The following is a 25,771-nucleotide window of genomic DNA, read 5'->3' as shown; positions in this document are numbered from 1 at the left end:
CTTACGGAACGGTTCTGCGGGATCCGGGCCGCACGGACGACCGGCCCGGATCCCGTTCCTCACCGGATCACTGGGCGTAGAACGTGGCGTCCGCCCGGTCCGTCGCCGTGCTCGGCGTCTGGATGTACAGCAGGTACTCGTAGTGCCTGATGTAGCGGCCCGCGTAGTTGTACGACTCGTAGGAGACCCCAGCCGAGTCAGCCAGCCCGGCCCGCTGGTGGAAGCTGGCGTCGGACGCGAACGTCGCCGTGCCGTCGTTCTTCTCCACCCTCACCTCGTAGTTCTTGTGCCGCAGGTAGTAGCCGGGGAAGTTGGTGGACTCCAGGGAGACGGTGCCGCTGCCGGCCAGGCCGGTGACCACGCGGAACTGCGAGTCCGCGAGCGGCGAGACGTTCGCTTCGATGCGGGCGCGGTACTCCCAGTGCCGGATGAACCGGTCCGCGAAGTTGTACGACGACAGGCGCTGTGGCGTGACCCCGTCGGCCACCGGGATGCCGAAGTCAGGGGTGCCGTCGGCCTTCCAGTACAGCTTCTGGAAGCGGGTGCGGCGGTTGGGGTCGTTGAGCGGGTCGCCGCTGATGTTCTTGTAGTCGCGGTCGTGGTAGACGAGGATGTCCGACTTGCCGTCCTCGGAGACGGTGAAACTGTTGTGACCGGGACCGTACTGGCCGGTGGCGTCGTTGCTCTTGAAGACCGGCGAGGGATTCTTGGTCCAGGACGCCGGGTTCATCAGGTCGGCCGTGGCATCGGCGGTCAGCAGGCCGAGGCAGTAGTTGGCGTCGGTGGCGCTGGCGGAGAAGGTCATGAAAACCTTGCTGCCGTGCTGGATGAAGGCCGGGCCCTCGTTGACGGTCGCGCCGACCTTCTCCCAGGCGTGGGTGGGCCGGGCGATCATCACGGGGCTGCCGGTGATGGTCCATGGGCTGGACATCCGGGCCAGGTAGATGTTGGTGCCCGCGCCGACGGCGGGGTCGTTCTGCGCCCAGCTGAGGTAGCGGGTGCCGTTGTGCACGAACGTCGTGGCGTCGAGCGAGAAGGTGTCCAGGGGCAGGGAGATGCGGCCCTTCTCGGTCCAGGTGCCGGTGAGCGGGTTGGCGGAGCTGGACTCCAGGACGTATGGCCGGATCCGCCACTTGTCGTTGGACCAGCCGGCGGTGAAGTAGACGTACCACTTGCCGTCGATGAAGTGGATCTCCGGGGCCCAGATGTGGGCGCCCATCTCACCGCTCGCGTGCTTGGTCCAGATCGTGGTCTCCGGGGCGGTGGAGAGCCCCTGAAGAGTGGTGGCCCGGCGCATGACGATCTTGTCGTACGCCGGAACGGTCGCCGTGAAGTAGTAGAAGCCGTCGGTGTGCTTGAAGATGTGCGGATCGGCGCGCTGCAGAGCGATCGGGTTGGTGAAGGTCACGGCGGGGGAGTCCGGCACGGCGGCCTGGGCGGCGGGACCCGGCCCGGCGAGGCAGGCCGCGAGGGCCATCAGGACGGCCGTGAGCAGCCGCAGGGCGTTGCGTCTCAAGGTGCTTCTCCAATGCGGGAGTTGGAAGATCAGGTCGCGGGGACGAGGCGCCACTGCTGGCAGTTGTTGTTCAGCCAGGTCCACTGGCGCACGTCGGTGCCGTTCGCGGTGGAGCAGTTGGCGACGTCGGCGACCTTGCCGGTGGACTCGTTGACGATCCGGACGTGGTCGCCGCTCGCGGTGAACACGAGCCGGTAGCGCTGGCACTTGTTGTTGAGCCAGGACCACTGCCGGATCCCGGCGCCGTCGGCGGCGGAGCACTCGGCGGTGTCCATCACCTTGCCGGTGGCGACGTTGACCAGTCGGTTGGTGTCGTCGCCGAGGTCCTCGACCTTCCACTTCTGGTTGGCCCCGCCGTTGCAGGTCCACTGGAAGATGTTCGTGCCGTCGGCGGTGTTGCCGCCGTTCACGTCCAGGCACTTGCCGCTGGACCGGTTGACGAGGGTGTACGACGTCGGCGTCGCGGCCGTCTCGCCGGACGGGCCGGGAAGGGTGGTGCCGAGGCCGGCCGGTGTGCCGAAGTCCGGGGTGCCGTCGGCGTTCCAGGTGAACTCCTGGGCCCGGGTGGTGCGTCCGTTGCCGCAGCCGCCGTTCGAGGCGGAGTTGGCGTGGTAGACGATCCAGTTCTCGGTGCCGTCGGGGGAGGTGAAGAAGCCGTTGTGTCCCGGGCCGTAGACGCCGCTGGCGTCACTGCGCTGGAAGACCGGGGTCCGCTTCTTGGTCCAGGACGCCGGGTCCAGCGGGTCGGAGCCGGTCAGCTCCAGTTGTCCGAGCTTGTAGTCGGCGGTCTGGCAGGAACTCGCCGAGTACGTGAGGAAGGTGCGGCCGCCCCGGTAGAGCGGCTCGGGGCCCTCGTTGACCGGGTTGCCGGAGCGCTCCCAGTCCAGGGTCGGGCTGGAGATGATCGTGAAGTTGTCGCTCGCCAGCGTGTAGGGGTTGCTCAGCGGGGCGATGACCAGGCTCTGCGTACTGCCGTTGACGAACCCGCTGCCCAGCAGATACAGCCTGTTGTTCGCCCGCAGCACACTCGCGTCGATCAGCCAGCCGCCCGGCGTGAGATTGGACCCGGTCAGCGAGCCCTTGTAGGTGTACGGCCCCATCGGGTCCGTCCCGGCGCTCTCCAGCACATGAGTGCGCTGGGAGTCGCAGCAGGCGACGCCGCTCCGGCCGGCCGAGTAGTACACGTACCAGCGGCCGTTGAACAGATGCATCTCCGGCGCCCAGAAGTTGGTGTTGCGGGTCGACGTGGTGTCCGACCACACCTGGACGTTGGGCGCGGTGGCCAGACCCGCGAGCGTCGGCGACTTGCGGATGCCGAGGATGCCGGTGAACGTCGTGGTGATCAGGTAGTAGTCGCCGTCGTGGTACTGGAGCCACGGGTCGGCGCCCTTGAACGACTTCAGCGGGTTGGTGTACGGGCGGCCGTCCGCCGCGGACGCCGGCTGAGTGGTGGCCACCAGGGTGAGGAGGGCCGCGAGCACGCAGAGGATCAGCGATCTGCGGCGTCTCCTGAGTGGGGGGTGAGACATCCGGGGCATACGAGACCGTCCCTGTCCGTAAGTTCGGAATGTCGAACGCAGTTCGTGATTCCGATCGTGATGGGACAGAAGATAAAAGTGAGTCATGTTTCCGTCAACGGTTTCGTCATCCGCGCTTTACATGGCTTCGTCGTGGCCCTGTCACGAGCCCGGCAGGGGCTGTTCCGTCCAGATCACCTTGCCGAGCGCCGTGTAGCGCGTCCCCCACCGCTCGGCGAACTGCGCCACCAGGAACAGTCCCCGGCCGCCCTCGTCCGTGGTGGCCGCGCTGCGCAGATGCGGGGCGGTGTTGCTGCCGTCGGAGACCTCGCAGATCAGGGCGCGGTCGCGGACGAGGCGGACGCGGATGGGGCCGGTGGCGTGGCGCAGGGCGTTGGTGACCAGCTCGCTGAGGATCAGCTCGGTCGTGAACGCCTCCTCCGCCAGCCCCCACTCGTCCAGCGTCCGGGTGGCCGCCGCCCGCACCCGTGCCACGGCGGCGGGGTCGTCCGGGACGTCCCAGTTCGCCGTGCGGTCGGCGGGGAGCAGCCGGGTCCGGGCCACGACGAGGGCGACGTCGTCGCGCGGCCGCTCGGGCAGCAGTTCCTCCAGCACCGACTTGCACGTCTCCTCCGGCGTCCGGCCCCGGGTCGGCGGCGCCGCGGCCAGCGCCCCGCGCAGCCGCTCCAGCCCCTCGTCGATGTCCCGCCCCTGGTCCTCGACCAGCCCGTCCGTGTACAGCACAAGACCGCTGCCCTCCGGCAGCCGCAGTTCGGTCGCCTCGAAGGGCAGGCTGCCGCCCAGGCCCAGCGGCGCCCCGCCGGGCACAGTCAGGAACTCGACCTCGCCGTCGGGGTGCACGAGCGCCGGTTCGAGGTGGCCGGCGCGGGAGAGGGCGCAATTCCCGGAGGACGGGTCGTACACGGCGTACAGACAGGTCGCTCCGGTGATGGGCGCTATCTCGCCGTCGCCCTCGTCCTGGTCGATGCGGGCCACCAACTCGTCCAGATGGCCGAGGAGTTCGTCGGGCGGCAGGTCCAGGGTGGAGAAGTTGTGGACCGCCGTACGCAGCCGTCCCATCGTGGCCGCCGCGTGCAGTCCGTGTCCCACGACGTCCCCCACGACCAGTGCCACCCGCGCACCCGGCAGCGGGATGACGTCGAACCAGTCCCCGCCGACCCCGCCCTGCGCCGCCTGTGCGGGCAGATAGCGGTAGGCGACGTCGAGCGCGCTCTGCTCCGGCAGCGCCCGGGGCAGCAGGCTGCGCTGGAGGGTGACCGACAGGGTGTGCTCACGGGTGTAGCGGCGGGCGTTGTCGATGCTGACGGCGGCGCGCGCCACCAGCTCCTCGGCGAGGGAGATGTCGTCGGGCTCGAACGGATCGGGCCGGTCGGCGCGCCAGAAGGTGGCCATGCCCATGATGACGCCACGGGCCCGCAGCGGCACGGTGAGCATCGTGTGGATCCCGAACTCCACGATTCTGCGGGCGTTGTCGGGATCCTGCCGCTGCCAGCCGGAGAAGGCGGGCAGGTCCTCCTCCAGCACGGACTCTCCGGTGCCGAACCCGAAGGCCTGCGGGGTGCCCTTGGCGAAGTGGATCAGCTTGCCGACCGGATAGAGCGGGCTGCCCTCCCGTACGCCCTGGAAGGCGACCCGGCGCATGTCCGTACGGCCCTCCTTGGGCTCCTCGCCGCGCAGCACCGGATCCGCCAGATCGATGGAGACGAAGTCCGCGAACCGGGGCACCGCGAACTCGGCCAGCTCCTGTGAGGTGCGTGTGACATCGAGGGCGGTGCCGATCTCCAGCCCCGCGTCGTACAGCAGCTTCAGCCGCTCCTGCGCCACGTCCGCCCTGCCGGTCATGGTGCGCAGCTCGGTGGTGTCCCGCAGGGTGACCACGCTGCCGGGCGGGCCGCCGTCCCGGTCGGTCGAGCGCTGGCTGACGGCCAGCAGCCGGCCCCGTGCCAGGTGCACCTCGTCGGTGGCGTCCCGCCCGGAGGCGAACAGCCCCGCGAGGTCACTGCCGATGCCCAGGGCGATACAGGGCAGCCCCTCCGCGTGCGCCGACAGCCCGAGCAGCCGGCGCGCCTCGTCGTTGGCCAGCGCCAGCCGGTGCCGCCCGTCCATGATCAGCACGCCTTCCCGTACGGCGTGCAGGACGGCGTCGTGATGCTCGTACATCCGCGTCATCTCGGCGGGCCCCAGCCCGTGCGTCTGCCGCAGCAGGCGCCGGCTGACCAGCGCGGTCCCGGCGGTGGCGAGGACGAGCGCGGCCGCCGCCGTGCCGAGCAGCACCGGCAGCTGGTGGTCGACGATCCCGCCCACGCTGGCCAGCGTCACCCCGGCGGCCACCAGCCCGACGATCCGGCCGTCGCCGTCGGTCACGGGGACCACGGCCCGCACCGACGGCCCCAGGGTCCCGGTGTACGTCTCCCGTACGACACCGCCCTGTGCGGCCGGGGCGATGGTGCCGACGAAGTGCTTGCCGATCTGCTCGGGGTTGGGGTGGGTGTAGCGGATCCCGTCCCTGGTCATCACCACGATGAAGTCCACGTCGGTGGCCTCGCGCGCCGCCTCGGCCCGCGGCTGGAGTTCCGCGCTGGGGTCCGGGCCGGCCAGGGCGTCGACCACACCGGGCGCGTTCGCGAAGGCCTCGGCCACGGCGAGGGAGCGGTTGCCGGCCTCCCGCCTGGAGTCGGTGCGCACCTGGAGCACCAGGGCCACCACCGCGGCGACGACGAGGAGCACGACGATCGCGGCCTGCAGCACGAAGACCTGGCGGGCGACGGTGCGTGCGCTCAACAGGGAGCGCAGCCGGCCGAGGATTCCGGCCATGCCTCTTTTCTAGCACGGGGTGCTCCGCGGGGAGACCCGCGCGGCGAGGGCCGCGACGGCGTCAGCGGGCCGGGCCCGGCTCGGCGGCACCGCCCGCGGGGGTTTCGGGTTTCGTGTAGAGCACCGCCCGCGCCTGCTCCGCGGCGCGGGCGGTGCTCTCGCCGACGAAGTCCAGGAAGCGGGCCATGCTCTCGAGACGGGTGGCGGCCGGGGTGCCGGAACCGAGGACGCCGACGCCCTGCCGTGCGGTCTCGGCGACCTGGGCGACGGCGCGGGCGCTGGCCATCATCGACTGGTACATGACGTCGTCGTCGACGACGTAGCGCTCGCGGCGGCGTTCGTCGCGCTCCCGGCGGACGAACTCCTGGCTCTCGAGGAATGCGATCGCCTTGGAGATGGATGCCGGGCTGACCTGGAGACGCTGGACGAGTTCGGACGCGGTGAGGCTGCCGGTGTCGCTGATGGTGAGGCCGGCCATCACCCGGGCCGTCATCTTGGTCATGCCCGACTGCATGAAGACGGTGGTCAACGTCTCCTCGTACTCGCGCACCGCCTCCGCGTCGCGTCCGTAGGCCTGCGGCGGCGCCTGCGGCCCCCGGGGCGCGGCCTGCTTGCGGCGGTGCGCGCGGCGTTCGGTGGCGCGGTGGGCCAGGTCGGCGCGGTAGGCGGTGGGGCCGCCGTTGCGCATGACCTCGCGCGTGATGGTCGAGGTCGGGCGCTCCAGGCGCCTGGCGATCTCCGCGTAGGCGAGGCCGTCGGCCAGTCCCAGCGCGATCTGCTGGCGTTCCTGCTGGGTGAGCCTGCCTCCCGGCATCGCGGTCTCCTTCGTGCTCCGTGGTGCCTCCAGCATAGCCTTCACTTGCTATCCATTGCAACGGACTTACTGGGTTCGTTGCGTTAAAGCCCAGGCTCGTTGCAACGAAATATCAGCATCTACCTGCAGAGATAGCGATGGGGTGCAACAAGCATGTTGCTGGATCCATGAACGCAACGTAGCTTTTCCAATGTCAGAAACGACGACGAACACAGGAGCACACCATGCAGCAGTTCGACACCTCCGCCCCGATCTCCGCCGTTCTCGACCTCCCCGGCGGTCTCATCCGGTTCATCGCCGCCGACCGCACGGACACCACCGTCGAGGTCCTGCCCGCGGACGCCTCCAAGAGCCGCGACGTGAAGGCGGCGGAGCAGACCGAGGTCGGCTACGCCGACGGCGTCCTGCGGATCACGGCCCCGGCGGCGAAGAACCAGTACTTCGGCCCCTCCGGATCCGTCGAGGTCACGGTCCAGCTGCCCGCCGGGTCCCGTATCGAGGGCAAGGCGGCCGGCGGTGAACTCCGCGGCGTCGGGCGGCTCGGCGACGTCACCTTCGAGGTCGCTCAGGGCCCGGTCAAGCTCGACGAGACCGCCGGCGCCCGCCTCACCGTCCTCGACGGCGACGTCTCGGTCGGCCGGCTGGGCGGCCCCGCGGAGATCAGCACCCAGCGCGGCGACATCCGGATCGCCGAGGCGGTGCACGGCACCGTCACGCTGCGCACCGAGAAGGGAGAGATCTCGGTCGGCGCCGCCCGCGGAGTCTCCGCCTCCCTCGACGCCGGCACCGGCTACGGCCGGATCCACAACGCGCTCAAGAACGCCGACGGCGCCGCCGCCGGCCTGACCATCCACGCGACCACGTCCTACGGCGACATCACCGCCCGCAGCCTCTGAGCGACAAGGAGCACCCTCCATGACCAACCTGGCCATCGCGGCGAACGGGCTGCGCAAGTCCTACGGCGACAAGACCGTCCTCGACGGTGTCGACCTGGCCGTCCCGGAAGGCACGATCTTCGCCCTGCTCGGCCCGAACGGCGCCGGAAAGACCACCGCCGTCAAGATCCTCTCCACGCTCGTCTCCGCCGACCCGGGTACCGGCGCCATCCACATCGGCGGCCACGACCTGGCCGCCGACCCCCAGGCGGTGCGCGCCTCGATCGGCGTCACCGGACAGTTCTCCGCAGTCGACGGGCTGATCACCGGCGAGGAGAACATGCTCCTCATGGCGGACCTGCACCACCTCTCCCAGCGCGAGGGACGGCGGGTCACCGCCGGACTGCTGGAGCGCTTCGACCTCACCGAGGCAGCGAAGAAGCCCGCCTCCACCTACTCCGGCGGCATGAAGCGCCGCCTCGACATCGCCATGACCCTGGTCGGCGACCCGCGGATCATCTTCCTCGACGAACCGACCACCGGGCTCGACCCACGCTCCCGGCACACCATGTGGCAGATCATCCGTGAGCTGGTCACGGGCGGCGTCACCGTCTTCCTCACCACCCAGTACCTGGAGGAGGCCGACGAACTCGCCGACCGCATCGCCGTGCTCAACGACGGCCAGATCGCCGCGCAGGGCACCGCCGAGGAGCTGAAGCGGATCGTCCCCGGCGGACACGTCCGGCTCCGCTTCACCGACCCGGCCGCCTACCGGAGCGCCGCCGCCGCACTGGGCGACGGCGCCCGGGACGACGAATCCCTCGCCCTGCAACTCCCCAGCGACGGCAGCCAGCGCGCGCTGCGCTCCATCCTCGACCGGCTGGACTCGGCCGGCGTCGAGGCCGACGAGCTGACCGTGCACACCCCCGACCTCGACGACGTCTTCTTCGCCCTGACCGGCGGCGCCGTCGTCCCCCACCAGCCCAAGGAGACCGCCCGATGAGCAACCTCGCCCTCGCCCTGCGCGACTCCTCCACGATGCTGCGCCGCAACCTCCTGCACGCCCGGCGCTATCCGTCCCTCACGCTGAACCTGCTGCTCACGCCGATCATGCTGTTGCTGCTCTTCGTCTACATCTTCGGCGACACCATGAGCGCGGGCATCGGCGGCGGCGCCCCGGACCGCTCCGCGTACATCGCCTACATCGTCCCGGGCCTGCTGCTGATGACCATCGGCAGCACCACGATCGGCACCGCGGTCTCGGTCTGCAACGACATGACCGAGGGCATCATCGCCCGCTTCCGCACGATGGCGATCCACCGCCCTTCGGTGCTCGTCGGGCACGTCGTCGGCAGCGTGCTGCAGTCGGTGCTGAGCGTGGTCCTCGTCGGCGCCGTCGCCGTGGCCATCGGCTTCCGCTCCACCGACGCGACCGTCCTGGAGTGGCTGGCGGCGTTCGGACTGGTCGTGCTCTTCGCCACGGCGCTCACCTGGATCGCGGTGGGCATGGGCCTGGTCAGCCCGAACGCCGAGGCCGCCAGCAACCAGGCCATGCCGCTGATCCTGCTGCCGCTGCTGTCCAGCGCCTTCGTCCCGCTGGAGACGATGCCGGGCTGGTTCCGGCCGATCGCCGAGTACCAGCCCTTCACACCCGCCATCGAGACCCTGCGCGGTCTGCTGCTCGGCACCGGGATCGGCAACGACGGATGGCTCGCGGTCGCCTGGTGCCTGGGCCTGGCGGTGCTCGGCTACTTCTGGTCGACCTCGAAGTTCAACGACGACCCGAAGTAACCGCCATGGCCACGCGGGCCGGCACCCGCAACCCGTCCCACCCGAGGGCGGCGCACACCGACAGACCGTCGGAGTGCGCCGCCCCGTTCGTGTGCCTGGCGGTGGGCCGACAGCTCAGGCGCGGGCCGGCAGGGGGAGGCCGGCCGGAGGGTGGCCCAGCGCGTGGAACAGGCCCGTCGCCAGGGCCATGCCCTCGCGGGCGACGGAGGCGAGCAGGTGCTCGTCGGGGGCGTGCTGGAGGCAGCCGGGGTAGGAGTGCGGCAGCCACAGGGTCGGCAGCCCGAGGACGTCGGTGAAGACGGCGTTCGGCAGGGAGCCGCCGATGTTGGGCAGGACCGCCACCGGGCGCCCGGCGACCCGCTCCAGCGCCGTGCGGGCCCAGCGCGCCCACGGGTCGTCGAGCGGCGTACGGCTCGCCGCGAAGCTGCCGAGGAGGCGGACGTCGACCATCGGATACCCGTGCTCGGCGAGGTGCTCGGCGACGGCCCGCGCCGCCCCGCCGACGTCGGTGCCGGCGACGTACCGCAGTTGAAGGACCGCGCGGGCCCGGCCGGGGATCGCGTTGACGGGGTGGTCGACGTCGCCCGCGCCGAGGCCGAGCACCTCCAGGGTGTTCCACGCGTACAGCCGCTCGGCGGCCGACAGACCGGGCTCGCCCCAGCCCTCGTCCGGCACCGGATCGCCGGCGCCGCCCGCGACCGCGATGCCGGTGAGCGCCTCGCGGACCGCGTCCGCGACGGCGGGCGGCAGCAGCGCCGGTACGCGGATACGGCCGTGGCCGTCGACCAGGGTCGCTATCGCGCCCGCGAGGGTGGTGGCCGGGTTGCGCAGCACGCCGCCCCAGTTGCCGGAGTGGTAGGAGTCCGGCCGCAGATCCGCGTCGAGGAGGAGCTGGACGCCGCCGCGCGCGCCGAGGAACAGGGTCGGCGTCGCCGCGTCCACGCGCGGTCCGTCCGAGGCGAGAAGCACGTCGGCCCGCAACTCGTCGCGATGCGCGGCGGCGAACTCGGCGAGGCCGGGGGAGCCGATCTCCTCGCCCGACTCGAACAGGAACTTCAGGTTGAAGCCCAGCGCGCCCCGCTCGGCCAGCAGCAGCCGCAGCGCCGCGAGATTGACCAGGTGCTGCCCCTTGTTGTCGGCGGCACCGCGCCCGTACCAGCGATCGCCCTCGGCGGTCAGCGTCCACGGATCACGCCCCTCGCGCCACCGGCCGGCCTGCCCCTCCACCACGTCGGCATGGCCATAGCACAGCACCGTCGGCAGCTCCGGCGACTCGATCCGGCTGCCCAGCAGGAAGGGACCGGCGGCATCGGGGCTCTCGTACCGGGTGACCCGGCAGCCGAGCCCGGCGAGCGCGGGCGCCAGGACCTCGTCGAGGTATGCGTCCAGGGCAACGCGGCCTTCCGGGCGGGCGCTCTCCGTCGGGTACGCGACCATCGAGGCCAGCTCCGTGAAGAAGCCGCCCGAGTCGACGAACTCCTCGGCCTTGCACACCAGTTGCTCGGGAACCACGGACAGACCTTCCAGGGGTTACGGCATCGTCCCCGCAGCCTAGGACGGACTCCCGGTCCATGACCATTGCCGTCTGTGCCGGTCGGCGTTCTACTTTCGGCAATGCTGATGGCGGGTTTCATGCGAGTTCATGCGAGTTCATGGAGGACGGACGATGCGGCTGCTTCCGGTGAACCTCACGTACTTCCTGGAGGTCGCCCGTTCCGGATCGGTGACCGAGGCCGCGCAGGTGCTCGGCGTCGCGCCGTCGGCGGTCAGCCGGCAGATCGCCAAGCTGGAGTCGGGGCTCGGCATCGCCCTGTTCGCCCGCCATCCGCGCGGCATGACCCTGACCGACGCCGGCTCCCGGCTGCTGGCCCACGCCCGCCGCACCGAGACCGAGTCCGCCGCGCTGGTCGAGGAGCTGCGCACGGGTCGCGGCGCCGAGGAACGCGATGTCCGCGTGGCCTGCTCGGAGGGGTTCGCGCGCCGTCTCGTACCCCGGGCGATGGCCGGGTTCCGGAGCGAGCACCCCGATGTGTCGTTCCGCCTCGACGTCGTCCCCCGCCGGGAGGCCACGCGCCGAGTGGTGGAGGGCATCGCCGACGTGGCCGTCACCTATGCGATGGGGCCACAGTACGACGTCCGTGTGGAGTGCGCCGTCGTGGTGCCGGTGTGCGCCGTGGTCCCGCTCGGCCACGAGCTGGCCGGCCGCGACCGGATCGGCCTCGCGGAACTGTGCGCGCATCCGCTGGCGCTGGCCCCACCGGGCTCCAGCCAGCGTGAACTCTTCGACATCGGCGTACAACTGGAGGGCCTGACCGTACGCCCCGCCCTGGTCTGCGACTCCCTCGCCCCGGGGTACGAGTTCGTACGCGCCGGAGGAGGACTCGCCCTGGTCGGGGACCTCGGCGACCTGGGTGGGGACGGCGGCGCCGAGGGCGTGACCCATGTCCGCGTCGACCACCCGGTGTTCCGGCAGCGCGAGGCCCAGGTACAGACGGCCGCGGGCCGCCGACTGCCGTGGCCGGCCACCCGGTTCACCCAGTCGCTGGCGGCGATGCTGAGCCCACGCCACCCTTCCGGGCCCGCGGCGACGCAGAGGGAGGGGTGACCGCGCCGGGTGCTCGGCGGGTGGGTGGAGCTTGCAGGGGTCGGTGTCGGCCTCGGTGGTGCTGTGCGTTGGGCGGCGGGGACCCAAGGGGGCAGGGCCGGGCGTGCCGCCTGGCGCCTGCCGCTGGGCGTCTTGCGGGTGTTACGGATGTGCTGGCGGGTCTCTGCGGGTGGGTGGAGTTCGCGGGGGCGTTGTCGGCCTCGCGGTGCTGCGCGTTGGGCGGGCGGGGATCTACGGTGAGCAGGACTCGACGCGCCCGCCGTCGGGCGTGTCACAGGTGGCGGGGGCTTGCGTGGCCGGCGGCATGCGGAGCAGCAGCAGGGCCGCGTCGTCGTGCAGTCGGCCGCCCACGTGGGTCAGCAGTTCGTCGTGGAGTGCGGTGACCGTGGCCACCGGGTCGTCGCACGTGTGCCGGGCCAGGCCCTCGGCGAGCGGATAGAACTCCCGGTCGTGGTCGCGGGCCTCGGTGACGCCGTCGGTGTAGAGCAGGAGCTGGTCCTCGTCGTCGAAGGGCAGCACATGCAGCTCGGGCGTCTCGCCCGACAGGGCGCGCAGGCCGAGCGGCGGGGCCGGACGGTCCGGCTCCACCGGTACGACGACGGAGTCGCGCACCAGCAGCGGCGGCGCGTGACCACAGTTGACCACCTCGAGCTGCCCCCGCCGCGGATACCCGGCGACCACGGCGGTGACGAAGTCGTCGCTGCCCAGGTTGCGCGCCAGGCTGCGCTCGATCCGCGCGACGACGTCGAGCAGATCGGGCTCGTCATGGGCGGCCTCCCGGAACACACCGAGCACCAGCGCCGCCGTCCCCACGGCCGGCAGCCCCTTGCCGCGCACATCGCCGACGATCAGCCGGACGCCGTACGGCGTGGACACCAGGGCGTACAGATCGCCGCCGATCCGGGCCTCCGCGGCGGCGGCGCTGTAGCGGACGGCCACCTGGAACGGGCCGACGGTCGCCGGCACGGGTTGGAGCAGCGCGTGCTGCGCGGCCTCGGCGACCGAGCGGACGGCGGCCAGCACCCGCTCGCGCCGCCCGCGCAGCGCGCTGGTCACTGCACACGCCAGGGTGACGACCAGCAGCGCGGCCAGCGCGACCGCCAGCTCACTGCCCGGAGCACCGCCCCGCACACCGAGGCTCACGCCCACGACGACGGACAGCAGCCCCACGAGCAGGACGCCGCGCGGACCACAGGTGGTGGCGGCGAGGGCGGGTCCCGTGGCAAGCAGCGGCACCCACGCCATCCCCGACCCGCCGACGAGATCGACGAGCACGAGGGCGGAGACGATCAGTATGGGCAGTACGGGCGAGGCGGCGACCAGCCGCCTCGGCCAATGGTCACGACCGTGATCCTGGGCGTGGCTCATGTCTTGTCCGCTGTCCTCACCTGTACGCGGGGGCATGGGGGCCGGGGAAATGTCCGGTTTATATAGGGAATCGTTTCGACCCCGGGTGCGACAAGGAGAGGATTTTCAGATAGTGAGCGACAGGCCCCGGGTGATGCGGCTCGCGGTCGGGATCAGCCGCGCCCGGACCTCCTCCAGCCGGGCCCGCGTCTCCTCCAGCCGGAAGCGGCGGTCGGCGCGCAGCGAGACGCCGAGCGAGCCGAGGGTGGTCCCGCTGTAGACGGGCACCGCGACACAGACCGTGCCGAGGGAGTACTCCTCCATGTCCGTGACCGCCGGGGCCAGGGGCGAGGAGTCCAGCCGCCGCAGCAGCTCCGGGGGATCGGTGATGGTCCTGGGCGTGAGGTCGGCGAGGGCGTGCCGCGACAGGTAGTCCTTGCGCTCCTCGTCGTCCAGCTCCCGCAGCACCGACTTGCCCAGCGCCGTGGCGTGCCCCGAGTCCTCGAACCCCACCCACAGATCGACCCGGGGAGCGCGCGGACCGTCGACGATCTCGGCGACCCGGATCTCGCCCTCCTCGTAGAAGGTGAGGTAGGCGGCGGTGGACAGTTCGTCCCGCAGCGCGGCGAGCGTGGGCCGGATCCGGCTGAGCAGCGCCTGTGTCCGGCCCGCCGTGTGCAGCGTCTGGAGCCGCTCGCCGAGGATGAACCCGCCGTCGTCGAGCTTGCGCACATAGCCGTCGTGGACCAGCGTCCGCAGCAGGTGGTAGGCCGTGGCCAGCGGCAGGTCGGTCTCCCGGGCCAGTTGCTTGGCCGGCGCACCGTTCTCGTGCGCGCTCACCGCCTCCAGCAGGCGGAAGGCACGCTGCACCGACCCGATCAGCGTGGGGCCGTCGCGAGCACCCATACGACCAGCGTGCGCCGGGCGACTGGTGTGGGCAAGGCGGATCGGCGTGCGCCGGCGACCGGGGGTGGGTGAGGTGGTTTGGCGGGAGGTCGGGCGAGCGGGGGCGGGTGAGGTGGTTTGGCGGGAGGTCGGGCGAGCGGGGGTGGGTGAGGTGGTTTGGCGGGAGGTCGGGCGACCGGGGTCGGGCAAGGCGGATCGGCCGCAGGCCAGGCGGACCCGGCGGCAGGCGGGTGCCCGGTGGGCCACGCCCACGGCAGGCTCGAGTGCCGAGTGCCGAGTGCCGAGTGCCCTGAGCCCGAGGCCCGAGGCCCGAGGCCCGAGGCCCGAGCCCGAGCCCGAGCCCGATGCCTCGAGCCCGATGCCTCGAGCCCGAGGCCCCGGGCCCGAGGCCCCGGGCCCGATGCCCGATGCCCGAGGCCCGAGGCCAGAGGAGAGCCGGCCGACGCCAGTCTCCACAGCAGCCCACAGGGCAGCCCGCGTCGGCCGCCGGAAAAGGTCCGCGGCCGCCTACAGCACCCGGGCGACCAGCAGGGCGACGTCGTCGTGGTCGTCGGGATGGCGCAGGCCGTACAGGAGCAGGTCGCAGGTCTCCTCCAGGGGTCTGGCGGGTTCGTCCAGGAAGCCGAGGAGAGCGTCCAGGCGGTCGTCGATGGGGTGGTGCCGCGTCTCGACGAGGCCGTCGGTGTACAGGACCAGCAGATCGCCGGGGTGGAGGTCGACCGTGGTGGTGCCGAACGTGATGTCGCCGACGCCGAGCGGCGCTCCCGCGGGCAGTTCGAGCAGCCGCGGCGGGTGCCCGGGGCGGGCCAGCGCGGGCGGCATATGGCCGGCGTTGGCGATGTGGCAGCGCCTGGTGTGCGGGTCGAACACCGCGTACAGGCAGGTGACGATGTAGTGCTCCAGATCGCAGGTGATCTTGTCCAGGTGTCTGAGCACGGCGCCCGGAGCGAGGTCGAGGTCGGCGTAGGCGCAGGTGGCGGTGCGCAGCCGGCCCATGGTGGCGGCGGCGTCGATGCCGTTGCCCATCACGTCGCCGACGACCAGCGTGGTCTTGTCGTCCTCCAGCGGAATCACGTCGTACCAGTCGCCGCCGACCTCGCTGGTGGCCTGCGCCGGCTGGTAGCGGGAGGCCAGCTCCAGGCCGGTGTGGTGCGGCGGATGGTCGGGCAGCAGGCTGCGCTGGAGGGTGAGGGCGGTGTTGCGCACGCTCTGGAACCAGCGGGCGTTGTCGATGGCCACCGCGGCCCGGCTGGCCAGTTCACCGGCCAGCACGACGTCGTCCTCGTCGAACGGCACCGGATTGCGCGTCCGCTTGAGATCGAGCGCGCCCAGCACCTCGCCGTGCGCGATCAACGGCACCGCGAGATACGAGTGCACGCCCGCCCGCGCCAACAGCGAGATGGCCTCGGCGTCCCGGGCGATGCGCCGCAGATCGTCCTCGCCGACATGCCGCACCAGCACCGGCCGGCCGGTGTGCACGCACAGCGTGACCAGCCGGTCCCCGTCGTACGCCGCGAGGTCACCGGGCGGGTCGGCGGCGCGCAGGGCCACGCTGGGGTGCGCCGCCTTGAGGGCGAGGGCGCGGAACAGCTCCGGGCCGTTGTCCGGTCGGCGCATCCGCCGGCACGCCAGCGCGGAGTCCAGTATGTCCACGGCGACCACGTCGGCCAGTTCCGGTGCGGCGACCTCCGCCAGCTCGTGCGCGGTGGCCTCCACCTCCAGCGTGGTGCCGACCCGGGTGGAGGCGTCGGCGATCAGGGCCAGGCGCCGTCGGGCCCGGTCGGCCTCGGCGGCCGCGCGGTGCCGCTCGGTGACGTCGACGAACGAGATGCCCGCGCCCAGGACCCGCCCGCCGGGGTCCTCCAGCCGGTAGAACGACAGCGACCAGGCGTGCTCGTGCTCGGGGTCGGCGGGCGGGCGGCCCACGTGGTACTGGTCGAGCAGCGGGGTGCCGGTGGTGAGGACCTGGCGCAGACAGGACTCGATGGTGTCGATGTCGGGCAGCGACAGGGTCTCCCGCAGCGGGCGGCCCACGTGGTCCTCGGCGGGGATGCCGTCGATGCGCTCCAGGGCCGGGTTGACCAGCAGGAAGTGCAGATCGGGGGCGACGAGGGCGAGACCGATCGGGGACTGGTTGATCAACCGCTCGCACAGCGCCAGATCGGTCTCCACCCGCTGCAGCAGGGAGTGGTCGGCGGCGATGCCGAGGGCGTAGACGTCCCCGAGGTCGTCGAGGAGGCGCATGTTGCGGAACTCCGTCAGCCGGGTGCTGCCGTCCTTGTGCCGCACCGGGAAGGTGCCGGCCCAGCTGCGGCCGGTCTCCAGCACCTCCGTGAACAGCTGCACCACGGCCGGCAGATGCTCGGGGTGGATGAACAGCCGTGCCGCGGGTGTGCCCAGCGCCTCCTCGGCGGTGTATCCGAAGAGGTCCTCGGCCTGCGGCGTCCAGAACACCACGCGCCCGCTCGCGTCCACGACCACCGCGGCCACGCTCAGCACATCGAGCAGCCCGGTCGGCCGGGGCGGCTGGTCCGGGCCGTACCCGCCACCGCCGGACTGGAAGGACTCGGCTGTCATCGCAGCTCCTCCGCGGCCGGCAGGGCCCGCCGGCCTTCACAGCCGGGTACCACGCCTGCGACGACCTGCACCTCGCTGCCCGCCGCGCCCGGCGGCCCGTCCGGAACGGCTTCGGGGCCGTCCGGCCCGTGCACATCGCGCGGACTAGCAGGAACATGGTCCTGTAGAGGGACTTCAGGGACGCTGCGTGAGGACCCATGGATGCTCCGCGAGAAAGGCCCGACGCGCCCACGTTCGCAGAACCGCGCGCCCCCTTCGACGCGTCCAGCGACGCCGCGGCGGTGGTGTCCGGTCAGGGCGTGGTGCTCGGCTGGACCCGGGCCGCGCAGGAACTCCTCGGCCTGCGCGCGTCGGAGATCGTCGGCGCCTCCGCCGCCCGGCTGCTGGCGGTGCCCGGTGACCCGGTCCGGGTGGCCGGGATCGCGGAGCGCTGCCGGGCCGGCATGGGGTGGAGCGGCCAGATCCCCGTACGGCATCGCGACGGCCACCGGATCGACGTCGACCTGCGGGTCTCCGCGTCCTTCCGCATCGGCGCCGAGGAGTGCTTCCTGATCTCGGCGCGCGGGCAGCGGCGCCAGTGGGAGGTGGGCCAGTCCGTCCTCGACGGCTTCCTGACCCGCTCCCCGGTCGGCATGGCCGTGATGGACACCGAGCTGCGCTACATCTGGCTCAACGACACCCTGGAGCGCTTCGGCGGCGTGCCCCGCGAGCAGCGCCTCGGCCGCCGGCTCAGCGAACTGCTGCCCGGGCTGCAGGCGGACACCATCGAGGGCCTGATGCGCAAGGTCCTGGAGACCGGCGTCCCGGTCACCGACTACGAATACGTGGGCTGGAGCTGGGCCGACCCACGCCGCCAGCACGCCTACTCGACGTCGTTCTTCCCGCTCGTGGCCGCCGACAACTCGATCACCGGCGTCTGCTACATGGTCTCCGACGTCACCGAGCGTTGGAACGCCCGCCAGCTGCTGTCGCTGGTCAACGAGGCCGGGACACGCATCGGCACCACGCTGGACGTGCTGTGGACGGCGCAGGAGCTGGCCGACTTCGCCGTGCCCCGGTTCGCGGACTTCGTCGTCGTGGACCTGCTGGAGCCCGTGCTCAGCAACGAGGGCCACGGGGCGTGGCTGCCCGACGCGGGCCCGGCCCCGGCCAAGCCGGTGATGCGCCGGGCCGGCATGAGCTCGGTGCGCGAGGGCTGCCCCGAGGCCGTGGCGCGAGTCGGGGAACGGGTGGACTTCGTGCCGCCGCCGCACAGCGCGCATCTACTCATCGACGGCGACCCGATCCTCATCCCGGTCCTCGACCCGTCCGACGAACTGTGGGTCACCGAACAGCCCGAGCGGGCGGCCAGCATGCGCGAGTTCGGCCTGCACTCCCTGATCTCGGTGCCGATGCGGGCCCGCAACACCTCGCTCGGCCTCACCACGTTCATCCGCTCGCTCAATCCCGTCTCCTTCCAGCCCGACGACGTCCTGGTCGCCCAGGAACTGGTGGCCCGTGCCGCGCTGTGCGTCGACAACGCCCGCCGCTACACCCGAGAGCACACGGCCGCGGTCACCCTCCAGCGCAGCCTGCTGCCGCATGCCCTGTCGGGCGGTACGGCCCTCGAGGTGGCCTCCTCCTATCTGCCGGCGGACCCGACGGGAGGCGTCGGCGGCGACTGGTTCGACGTGATCCCGCTGTCCGGCGCCCGGGTCGGCCTGGTCGTCGGCGACGTGGTCGGGCACGGCATCACGGCCGCGGCGACCATGGGCCGGCTGCGCACCGCCGTACAGACCCTCGCCGACATGGAGATGCCGCCCGACGAACTGCTGGCCCACCTCGACGACCTGGTGCTCCGGCTCAGCGAGGAGCGCCCCGAGGACGAGACGGCGGACCAGGCCCGCCGCGGCACCACCGGATTCCTCGGCGCGACCTGTCTGTACGCCGTCTACGACCCGGTCACCAGGCGCTGCACGATGGCCCGCGCCGGACACCCGCCCCCGGTCGTAGTCGCGCCCGACGGACAGGTCTCCTTCCCCGAACCCCCGCCCGGACCGCCGCTGGGGCTCGGCGGGATGGCGTTCGAGGTCGGCGAGATCGAACTCGCCGAGAACAGCCTGCTCGGCCTCTACACCGACGGCCTGGTCGCCGCCGCCGACCGCGACATGGAGCACGGCATGACCCGGCTCGGCGACCTGCTGTCCCGGCGGGACCTCGACCTGGACACCCTGTGCTCCACCGCGGTACGCGAGCTGGTGCCCGCGCCGCAGCCCGACGACATCGCCCTGCTGTTGGCGCGCACCCACGCCCTGGGCACCGACAACGTCGTGTCGTGGGACGTGCCCGTCGACCCGGCGGCCGTCGCCGACGTCCGCGCCCGGGCGACCCGCCAGACGCAGGATTGGGGCTTCGGCGAACTGGCCATGACGACCGAGCTGATCGTCAGCGAACTGGTCACCAACGCCATCCGCTACGCCGAACCCCCCATCCGCCTACGGCTGCTCCGCGACTGTCGACTGACCTGCGAGGTCGCCGACGCCAGCAGCACCGCGCCACGCCTGCGGCACGCCCGGAGCATGGACGAGGGCGGCCGGGGCCTGTTCCTGGTGGCCCAGCTCGCCCACCGCTGGGGCGCCCGCTACACGGCCGGCGGAAAGATCATCTGGGCCGAGCAGGAGATCCCGTAGCCCCGGCGCCGGCTGTATCGACCCGCTGCGTCGTCCACACGGCTGATCGGTGGCCGGCCTGCGAGTGCGGTGTGTCGCCGCAGACCGCGGCGACGCCACACCGTGGCGTACGACGAGTCCGCGCTCCACCCGAGCATTCAGACCGCCCACGGCCGCGCCCGGTCGCGGCGACGGCCCGTCGGCAGGGGCACCGGGTCCACACCCGGGACCACGGTGCTGGACACGGAACCGATGCCCTCCACGGTGAGCGTGACCGTGTCGCCGGGCTGCAGCGGCGGCGGGTCGTGTCTGCCGCGCAGGCCCCACAGCTCCGCCAGACAGCCGCCGTTGCCGCAGGTGCCGGAGCCCAGCACGTCTCCGGGGCGTACCCACGTCCCGCGCGAGGCGTAGGCGACCATCTCCTCGAACGTCCAGCTCATGTTGGACAGCAGGTCCTCCCCGACCACCTCGCCGTTGACCTCGGCGGTCAGCGCCAGCCGCAGGAAGCCGTCGGCGTCGCGGTAGTGCTCCAGCTCGTCGGCGGTGACCAGGTACGGGCCGAGCGTGGTCGCGGTGTCCTTGCCCTTGCACGGGCCGAGGCCCACCTTCATCTCCGCCGACTGCAGGTCACGGGCGGACCAGTCGTTGAGGACGGTGTAGCCGACGATGTGGTCGCGGGCCTGCTCGGGGGTGAGGTCACGGCCCGCACGGCCGATCACCGCGGCGACCTCGAGTTCGAAGTCGAGCACGGCCGACCCCGGCGGCATCGGGATGTCGTCGTGCGGGCCGTACACCGCGTAGGGGTTGGTGAAGTAGAACGTCGGCGCCGCGTACCACCGCTCCGGCACCCCGGAAGTGCCGTCCACGGAGCGCCGTACGCCCTCCACGTGCTCCTCGAAGGTGACGAAGTCCCGGACGGTCGGCGGCTCCAGCGGCGGCAGCAGGCGTACGTCCGACAGCGGGACGGGATCTGCCACCGGAGCGGTGCCGACGGCGTCGAGGGGGGAGGTGCCGTCGGGCAGGGCCCGCACGACGGTGCCGTCCACGATCCCGCAGTGGCGGCGCCCCTCGTACCGGTAAGTGGCGATACGCATGACGGCGCCCCTACACCGGCGGGGCGACGAAGCAGCCGCGGTCGACATCGTTGAACGACTCCTTGGCGACCAGCTCGTTCATCGGGTTCGCCGTGCCCCACTGGTCGGTGACCTCGGGCCGGGAGAAGTCGTAGACGTGCGGGTGCCAGGTGTCCTCGTCCAGCTCCTCCAGCTCGGTGGTGTACTCGACGGTGTTGCCGTGCGGGTCGAGGAAGTACGTGAAGGTGTTGTCGCCCGCCATGTGCCGTCCCGGGCCCCAGATCTTGCGCACGCCGGCCCGCATCACCCGCCCGGAGCCGCGCATGTACTCGTCCAGTCCGCGCATCTCGAACGAGACGTGGTGCAGGGAGGTGTGCGGGCCCTGCGCGATGGCCATCGAATGGTGCTGGTTGCTGATCCGCATGAAGTGCATGACCTCGCCCATGTGCGGCGAGCTGAGCGTGTCGGAGAGACGGAAGCCCAGGTGGGTCTCGTACCACGCGCGGGTCCGGTTCAGGTCCGGGGAGTTGAGCACCACGTGCGACAGACGGACCGGGATCGACTCCTTCTCCTCGACACGGCGGTGCCGCCGGGCCTCGACATCGGCGGAGACCTCGACGGTGCGGCCGTCGCCGTCGAAGAAGCGGAAGCCGTAGCCGCCGCCGGGGGTGTCGACCTTGCCAGGCTGGGAGATCAACCGCACGTCCCGGGACAGCAGTCGCTCGGCGAGCGCGTCCACGTCGGCCGCGCTGCCCGCTCCGTAGGAGACCAGGTCGAGGCGCTTCTCGTCGGCCTTGCGCAGCCGTACGACGTACTGCTCCGGGCTGCCCTCGGCGGCGAGGAAGGAGATCCCGGAGTCCTCGGCGACCTTGGTCAGGCCCCAGACGCCGGCGTAGAAGTCGAGTTGCCTGTCGTAGTCGGGTACGGCGAGGTCGACGTGCCGCAGGTGGGTGAGCGGGCGGTCGGTCATGGGGGGTTCCTCCTCAGACGAGGTTCAGCAGGGCGGCGGCATTGCCGCCCCGCACCGCGTGGAAGTCGTGGTCGGGCAGACCGGCCGCGCGCAGCGCGCCCAGCGGATCGTCGGTGCCCATGTCGAAGGGGAAGTCGGAGCCGAGCAGGACCCGGTCGGCGCCGGCGGCGCGGACCAACTCCCGCAGGACGTACGGGTCGTGGACGAGGGAGTCGAAGTACAGCTGTCCCAGATAGCTGCTGGGTTCCCGTCCGCAGACCCGCGCGTCGGGGCGGGCCCGCCAGGCGTGGTCGGAGCGGCCGATGTGGGTGGGCAGATAGCCGCCCCCGTGCGCCGCGATCAGCTTCAGTCCCGGGTGGCGGTCCAGGGCTCCGGAGAAGATCAGATGGGAGAGGGCGACGGCGTTCTCGGTGGGCTGGCCGACGGTGTTGGACAGGTACCACCGGTCCAGCCGCTCGTCGAGGGTGCAGCCGAACGGGTGCAGGAAGACGAGGCAACCCGTCTCCTGCGCGCGTGCCCAGAAGGGTGCGAGGCGCGGGTCGGAGAGCTCCACGTCCCGTGCCCCGCCCGGCCCCGGGGCGTGCGAGGAGATCTCGACTCCCCTCAGCCCCTGGTCCAGCGCGTGGTCGAGCAGCGCGACCGCGAGGCCGGGGTGCTGGAGTGGGACCAGACCGAGGCCGTACAGCCGGTCGGGGGCCTTGGCGCAGTGCGCGGCGGTGCCCTCGTTCGCCGCCCGGCAGATCCTGTCGGCCAGTCGGGGCCCGGCCCAGTAGTGGTAGTGGTTCGGCGAGGGGCTGACCAGCTGTACGTCCACACCGGCCTCGTCCATGGCCGCCAGCCGCCTCTCCACGTCCGTCAGCCTCGGCACCCGCGCCCCCACCATCGGACCGTTCACCGCGAGCGCCGCCGGGCCGTTGCGGCGGGCGTCGAGACGCCGGGCCTCGGCGAGAGCGGGGTGCCCGGCGACGGCCTCCTCGACCTCCGGCAGCAGGAGATGGGCGTGCACGTCGATCGTCGGCGCCGACGGCAGGGGGCCGGTCACGGGAGTTCCCTGAGCGCGCTCATGGTGCGGCCCATCAGCGCGGCCACGTCCCTGCCGCGCTCCTCGTCGGGCGCCCGGTCCAGCAGCCACCGGCCGATCTGCACGGAGACGTCGATGACCATGCGCACCCGGGGCAGCCGCCGGGCGTGGTAGTCGGTGAGCAGCCGCTCGTCCCACTCGCCCCGGCCGGTCAGCAGCTCGGCGAGGACCAGGACGTCCTCCAGGGACATCGCGGCGCCCTGGGCGAGGGTGGGCGGGCAGCAGTGCGCGGCGTCGCCGACCAGCACCACCCGGCCGCGGTGCCAGGCGCCCTCCACCAGATGCCGGTCGAAACAGGTGTGGTTGACGACCTTCGGATCGGTGAACGAGGCGCGGATCTCCTCCCACGCCCCGCCGTAGCCCTCGCTGAGGGACCGCATCTCGTCGGCGTACGAGTCCGGATCCAGCGCGGCCCGGTCGCGGGCCCGCTCGACGAGGTAGGCGTACACCGTGTCCTCGCTGGTCGGACAGTACCCGGCGACGAAGCAGCGGCCGCTGTAGATCATCTCGGTGCGGGTGACCCCGGCGGGCCGGGGCGCCGGGGCGCGCCAGATGGCCATGCCGGTGGGCTCGGGCCGGTCCGTGATGCCGATCATCTCGCGGGTCGCGGAGTGCAGTCCGTCCGCGCCGACGACCAGGTCGTAGCGGCGGCCGGTGCCGTCCGAGAAGGTGACGTCGACGCCCGCGCCGTCCTGCCGGAAGGCGGTGGCCGTGACACCGAGGCGGACATCGGCGCCCGAGGCGCGCACCCGGTCGATGAGGAGCTGCTGGAGACGGGACCGCTGCATGCCGATGTGGGCGGGCAGGTCCTCGCCGCCGGTCCGGAAGTCCGCGTGGGCGGCGATCACGGTGCCGTCGGGGGCGAGGATGCCGATGCCGTCGGAGGCGTAGCCGTGCTTCTCGATGCCGTCGAGGACGCCGACCTCGCGCAGCACGCGCAGGGCGTTGCCCTGAAGGGTGATGCCGGAGCCGGCGGCGGCCTTCCAGTCCGGGCTCACCTCGACGAGGTCGACGGCGATGCCGGCCCGGCGCAGCAGCACGGCCAGGCTGTTCCCGGAGGTGCCGCCCCCGATGACGAGGACGGAGCGCGGGGTGTGGGTCATGTCGGGGTCCCTCTCGGGGTCGGGCCACTCGTCGGCGAGCGGACTGACGGGCGGCTGGGGAGCCGGATGCGCCGCGCGTGGGGGAAGAGCGCAACCGGCCGGCTCGTGGGGCTACTTGACGGCGATCGGGTTGACGGGCGACCCGACCGCGCCGGTGATCGGCAGGGGAGCGGCGGTGAGCCAGAACTCGTGGACGCCGTCCGCCGCGCAGTCCTCGGCGAGCGCCTCCAGGTCCCACATCTCGCCGATCAGCAGACCCATGTTGGGGATGACGACCTGGTGCAGCGGCTGGAAGGCGTTCTCGAATTCGTTCGGCCGCACCTCGAACCCCCAGGTGTCGGTGGCGATCGCGGCGATCTCGGTACGGTGCAGCCAGCCGGCGGTGCCGAAGGACAGACCGGGTGCGGGTCCACCGGCGTAGTCGCCCCAGCCGTCGCGCCTGGCGCGGGCCAGCTGCCCGGTCCGTACGACGACGATGTCGCCGCGCCCGACGGACACCCCGTGCGCCTCGGCGGTCGCGGTCAGATGCTCCTCGGTGACGGCGAACCCGTCGGGCAGCTCCCCGCCTTCGCCGACGACGCGCCCCACGTCCAGCAGGACACCGCGCCCGGCGACGTACGGCGCCATGTGCTCGATGCCGGTGACGAGGTCGCCGTCGGAGGTGACGACCTTCTCGGCCGCCCGCCCGTTCCAGGCGTGGCCGTGGTCGAAGATGTGCCCGAGCCCGTCCCACTGGGTGGAGCACTGCAACGGCATCGCGATCACGTCGTCGGCGCCGCCGATGCCGTGCGGGAAGCCCTGGTTGCCGAGAGCGGCGTCGGTGCCCGTGTCGAGCATGGTGTGCACGGGGTTCGTCCGCCGGCGCCAGCCCTTCTGCGGCCCGTTCATGTCGAACCGCTGCGACAGCGAGAAGCTCACGCCGCGTCGCACCAGGGCGGCGCCCTCCCGGCGCTTGGCCGCGTCGAGGAAGTTGAGTGTGCCGAGCGCGTCGTCCGCGCCCCAGCGCCCCCAGTTGGAGTACGCCTTCGCGGCCTCGGCTATCGCGCCCTCGGGGTCGTCGCGGTTCACGACGTCTCCCCGACACAGCGGGTGCGCTGGGCACCGAGGCCGGTGATGGATCCCTCCATCACGTCGCCGGCCCGCAGCAGCCGCCCCCAGTGGATGCCGTTGCCGGCCGGGCTGCCCGTCAACACCAGGTCGCCCGGCAGGAGCCGAGCGGTCCGCGAGACGTACGACACCAGCCGTGCGACGCCGAAGAGCATGTCCTTGGTGGACTCGTCCTGCATGGTGTCGCCGTTGAGCTTGAGGGTGACCCGCAGATCACCGGGGTCGGCGACCGACTCGGCCGGCACCAGCCACGGGCCGAGCGGGGTGAAACCCGGGGCGTTCTTGCAGCGCAACCAGTCGGTGCCGATGGCCTTCATGTCCCGACGGAAGACGGTGGCACGGTCGGTGAGGTCGTTGGCGATCGTGTACCCCGCGACATACCCGATCGCCTCGTCGACGGACACCCGATGCGCGGGCCGGCCGATCACGGCCGCCAGCTCCAGCTCCCAGTCCGGCTTCTCGGCCCAGGAGGGGAGCACGACATCGTCGTACGGGCCGGTGACGGCGCTGGGCAGGCCGGTGAACACATACGGCAGGTCCTCGGCGGCCCGCCGGTCCATGACCGCGGCGATCTCGGCCCGCGCCTCCTCGACCGTGCGGGGATCGTCGGGCGAGCGGTGGGCGACCTCCAGGTCGATCACGTGCTGCCGGTAGTTGGCGCCGGACTGGAAGATCTGCCGGGGCTCGACGGGCGCGTGCACCCGCAGACCCTCCAGCGGCCGCCAGCCACGGCCGTCGTCCTCGGCCAGGGCACGCAGCAGGGGGAGCGTCTCCTCCCACCGCTCCAGCACCGCTCGCACGTCGGACGGCGACCGGTCCAGGGCGCCGCTGAGGTCGAGCACCCGTTCCTGCACCAGGAGACCGGGGAACGGCTCCCCGTCCGGGGCGGAGAACGTGCCGAGCGCGAACGGTCCGGCAGGTAGCGCGAGCGTTGCCATCAGATTTCCTCCCGCTGGGTTGCGGTCTACTCTGACCTCGATCGACAGATCACGGAAATAGATCCTGT

19 protein-coding genes are annotated in these 25,771 nt (G+C 72.1%); 5 read left to right on the top strand and 14 right to left on the bottom strand.

Going from position 1 to position 25,771, the window contains the following annotated elements:
* Positions 1-67: 67 nt before the first annotated feature.
* The 4 genes from IM697_RS32015 to IM697_RS32000 all read right to left on the bottom strand — a co-directional run bounded on the left by IM697_RS32015 (position 68) and on the right by IM697_RS32000 (position 6,682).
* Positions 68-1,477, bottom strand: coding sequence for a family 43 glycosylhydrolase (locus IM697_RS32015; protein WP_194049970.1), 1,410 nt, complete (start codon positions 1,475-1,477; stop codon positions 68-70).
* A 68-nt stretch (positions 1,478-1,545) separates the two neighbouring features.
* Complete coding sequence (locus IM697_RS32010) at positions 1,546-3,045, bottom strand: family 43 glycosylhydrolase (protein ID WP_194039568.1); 1,500 nt, start codon at positions 3,043-3,045, stop codon at positions 1,546-1,548.
* Positions 3,046-3,195: 150 nt separating this feature from the next.
* A complete protein-coding gene (locus tag IM697_RS32005; protein WP_194039567.1) occupies positions 3,196-5,868 on the bottom strand; it encodes a SpoIIE family protein phosphatase in 2,673 nt (890 codons plus the stop codon).
* Between the two features lie 61 nt (positions 5,869-5,929).
* Positions 5,930-6,682: a helix-turn-helix domain-containing protein gene (locus IM697_RS32000; protein WP_194039566.1), complete on the bottom strand. Its 753-nt coding sequence runs from the start codon at positions 6,680-6,682 to the stop codon at positions 5,930-5,932.
* 224 nt (positions 6,683-6,906) lie between these two features.
* Here IM697_RS32000 and IM697_RS31995 point away from each other — a divergent pair, with 224 nt between their 5' ends.
* The 3 genes from IM697_RS31995 to IM697_RS31985 are packed head-to-tail and all read left to right on the top strand — an operon-like array spanning position 6,907 to position 9,348.
* The gene (locus IM697_RS31995) at positions 6,907-7,578 is read left to right on the top strand and encodes a DUF4097 family beta strand repeat-containing protein (protein WP_194039565.1); all 672 of its coding nucleotides are present in this window, start codon (positions 6,907-6,909) and stop codon (positions 7,576-7,578) included.
* Between the two features lie 19 nt (positions 7,579-7,597).
* A complete protein-coding gene (locus IM697_RS31990) occupies positions 7,598-8,560 on the top strand; it encodes an ATP-binding cassette domain-containing protein (RefSeq protein WP_194039564.1) in 963 nt (320 codons plus the stop codon).
* Positions 8,557-9,348 (top strand): ABC transporter permease, encoded by a 792-nt coding sequence (locus IM697_RS31985; RefSeq protein WP_194039563.1) that lies wholly within the window; start codon positions 8,557-8,559, stop codon positions 9,346-9,348. The genes IM697_RS31990 and IM697_RS31985 overlap by 4 nt, the downstream gene beginning before the upstream one ends.
* A 114-nt stretch (positions 9,349-9,462) precedes the next feature.
* On the opposite strand, the gene IM697_RS31980 is transcribed toward IM697_RS31985, so the two are convergent.
* Positions 9,463-10,860 (bottom strand): M20 family metallopeptidase, encoded by a 1,398-nt coding sequence (locus IM697_RS31980; RefSeq protein ID WP_194039562.1) that lies wholly within the window; start codon positions 10,858-10,860, stop codon positions 9,463-9,465.
* A gap of 154 nt (positions 10,861-11,014) precedes the next feature.
* Between IM697_RS31980 and IM697_RS31975 the strand changes: the two genes are divergently transcribed.
* Entirely contained in the window at positions 11,015-11,953 is a 939-nt protein-coding gene (locus tag IM697_RS31975) for a LysR family transcriptional regulator (protein ID WP_194039561.1), read from the top strand.
* Positions 11,954-12,184: 231 nt separating this feature from the next.
* On the opposite strand, the gene IM697_RS31970 is transcribed toward IM697_RS31975, so the two are convergent.
* The 3 genes from IM697_RS31970 to IM697_RS31960 all read right to left on the bottom strand — a co-directional run bounded on the left by IM697_RS31970 (position 12,185) and on the right by IM697_RS31960 (position 16,783).
* On the bottom strand, positions 12,185-13,321 hold the full coding sequence (locus IM697_RS31970) for a PP2C family protein-serine/threonine phosphatase (RefSeq protein ID WP_194039560.1): 1,137 nt from the start codon (positions 13,319-13,321) through the stop codon (positions 12,185-12,187).
* Between the two features lie 105 nt (positions 13,322-13,426).
* Positions 13,427-14,206: an IclR family transcriptional regulator gene (locus IM697_RS31965; protein ID WP_194039559.1), complete on the bottom strand. Its 780-nt coding sequence runs from the start codon at positions 14,204-14,206 to the stop codon at positions 13,427-13,429.
* 507 nt (positions 14,207-14,713) lie between these two features.
* A complete protein-coding gene (locus tag IM697_RS31960; RefSeq protein WP_194039558.1) occupies positions 14,714-16,783 on the bottom strand; it encodes a SpoIIE family protein phosphatase in 2,070 nt (689 codons plus the stop codon).
* Between the two features lie 197 nt (positions 16,784-16,980).
* On the opposite strand from IM697_RS31960, the gene IM697_RS31955 reads away from it, so the two are divergent.
* Positions 16,981-19,452 carry a SpoIIE family protein phosphatase gene (locus tag IM697_RS31955; protein ID WP_194039557.1) on the top strand — a complete coding sequence of 824 codons (2,472 nt, stop codon included), beginning with the start codon at positions 16,981-16,983 and terminating at the stop codon, positions 19,450-19,452.
* 137 nt (positions 19,453-19,589) lie between these two features.
* Here the strand turns inward: IM697_RS31955 and IM697_RS31950 are convergent, their stop codons facing one another.
* From IM697_RS31950 to IM697_RS31925, 6 genes are all read right to left on the bottom strand, one after another.
* Complete coding sequence (locus tag IM697_RS31950; RefSeq protein ID WP_194039556.1) at positions 19,590-20,525, bottom strand: fumarylacetoacetate hydrolase family protein; 936 nt, start codon at positions 20,523-20,525, stop codon at positions 19,590-19,592.
* Positions 20,526-20,535: 10 nt separating this feature from the next.
* Positions 20,536-21,474 carry a VOC family protein gene (locus IM697_RS31945; RefSeq protein WP_194039555.1) on the bottom strand — a complete coding sequence of 313 codons (939 nt, stop codon included), beginning with the start codon at positions 21,472-21,474 and terminating at the stop codon, positions 20,536-20,538.
* A gap of 13 nt (positions 21,475-21,487) precedes the next feature.
* Entirely contained in the window at positions 21,488-22,516 is a 1,029-nt protein-coding gene (locus IM697_RS31940) for an amidohydrolase family protein (protein ID WP_228044261.1), read from the bottom strand.
* Positions 22,513-23,658 (bottom strand): FAD-dependent oxidoreductase, encoded by a 1,146-nt coding sequence (locus IM697_RS31935; protein WP_194039554.1) that lies wholly within the window; start codon positions 23,656-23,658, stop codon positions 22,513-22,515. Before IM697_RS31935 ends, IM697_RS31940 begins: the two co-directional genes overlap by 4 nt.
* A 111-nt stretch (positions 23,659-23,769) precedes the next feature.
* Positions 23,770-24,726, bottom strand: coding sequence for a cyclase family protein (locus IM697_RS31930; RefSeq protein ID WP_194039553.1), 957 nt, complete (start codon positions 24,724-24,726; stop codon positions 23,770-23,772).
* Positions 24,723-25,703 carry a fumarylacetoacetate hydrolase family protein gene (locus tag IM697_RS31925; protein ID WP_194039552.1) on the bottom strand — a complete coding sequence of 327 codons (981 nt, stop codon included), beginning with the start codon at positions 25,701-25,703 and terminating at the stop codon, positions 24,723-24,725. Before IM697_RS31925 ends, IM697_RS31930 begins: the two co-directional genes overlap by 4 nt.
* Positions 25,704-25,771 lie beyond the last annotated feature (68 nt).

This window comes from Streptomyces ferrugineus (genome assembly GCF_015160855.1).
GTDB lineage: Bacteria > Actinomycetota > Actinomycetes > Streptomycetales > Streptomycetaceae > Streptomyces > Streptomyces ferrugineus.
Note: the sequence above shows the minus strand (reverse complement) of the source record. Positions and strands in the feature narration are given on the sequence as shown.

What these genes read in the sequence shown, in the direction of transcription:
- IM697_RS31960 (WP_194039558.1), bottom strand. Translation starts at nt 16,783, where the DNA reads ATGACAGCCGAGTCCTTCCAGTCCGGCGGTGGCGGGTACGGCCCGGAC.
- IM697_RS31990 (WP_194039564.1), top strand. Translation starts at nt 7,598, where the DNA reads ATGACCAACCTGGCCATCGCGGCGAACGGGCTGCGCAAGTCCTACGGC.
- IM697_RS32005 (WP_194039567.1), bottom strand. Translation starts at nt 5,868, where the DNA reads ATGGCCGGAATCCTCGGCCGGCTGCGCTCCCTGTTGAGCGCACGCACC.
- IM697_RS31945 (WP_194039555.1), bottom strand. Translation starts at nt 21,474, where the DNA reads ATGACCGACCGCCCGCTCACCCACCTGCGGCACGTCGACCTCGCCGTA.
- IM697_RS31965 (WP_194039559.1), bottom strand. Translation starts at nt 14,206, where the DNA reads ATGGGTGCTCGCGACGGCCCCACGCTGATCGGGTCGGTGCAGCGTGCC.
- IM697_RS32015 (WP_194049970.1), bottom strand. Translation starts at nt 1,477, where the DNA reads ATGGCCCTCGCGGCCTGCCTCGCCGGGCCGGGTCCCGCCGCCCAGGCC.
- IM697_RS31985 (WP_194039563.1), top strand. Translation starts at nt 8,557, where the DNA reads ATGAGCAACCTCGCCCTCGCCCTGCGCGACTCCTCCACGATGCTGCGC.
- IM697_RS31935 (WP_194039554.1), bottom strand. Translation starts at nt 23,658, where the DNA reads ATGACCCACACCCCGCGCTCCGTCCTCGTCATCGGGGGCGGCACCTCC.
- IM697_RS31970 (WP_194039560.1), bottom strand. Translation starts at nt 13,321, where the DNA reads ATGAGCCACGCCCAGGATCACGGTCGTGACCATTGGCCGAGGCGGCTG.
- IM697_RS31955 (WP_194039557.1), top strand. Translation starts at nt 16,981, where the DNA reads ATGGATGCTCCGCGAGAAAGGCCCGACGCGCCCACGTTCGCAGAACCG.
- IM697_RS31950 (WP_194039556.1), bottom strand. Translation starts at nt 20,525, where the DNA reads ATGCGTATCGCCACTTACCGGTACGAGGGGCGCCGCCACTGCGGGATC.
- IM697_RS32000 (WP_194039566.1), bottom strand. Translation starts at nt 6,682, where the DNA reads ATGCCGGGAGGCAGGCTCACCCAGCAGGAACGCCAGCAGATCGCGCTG.
- IM697_RS31925 (WP_194039552.1), bottom strand. Translation starts at nt 25,703, where the DNA reads ATGGCAACGCTCGCGCTACCTGCCGGACCGTTCGCGCTCGGCACGTTC.
- IM697_RS31995 (WP_194039565.1), top strand. Translation starts at nt 6,907, where the DNA reads ATGCAGCAGTTCGACACCTCCGCCCCGATCTCCGCCGTTCTCGACCTC.
- IM697_RS31975 (WP_194039561.1), top strand. Translation starts at nt 11,015, where the DNA reads ATGCGGCTGCTTCCGGTGAACCTCACGTACTTCCTGGAGGTCGCCCGT.
- IM697_RS32010 (WP_194039568.1), bottom strand. Translation starts at nt 3,045, where the DNA reads ATGTCTCACCCCCCACTCAGGAGACGCCGCAGATCGCTGATCCTCTGC.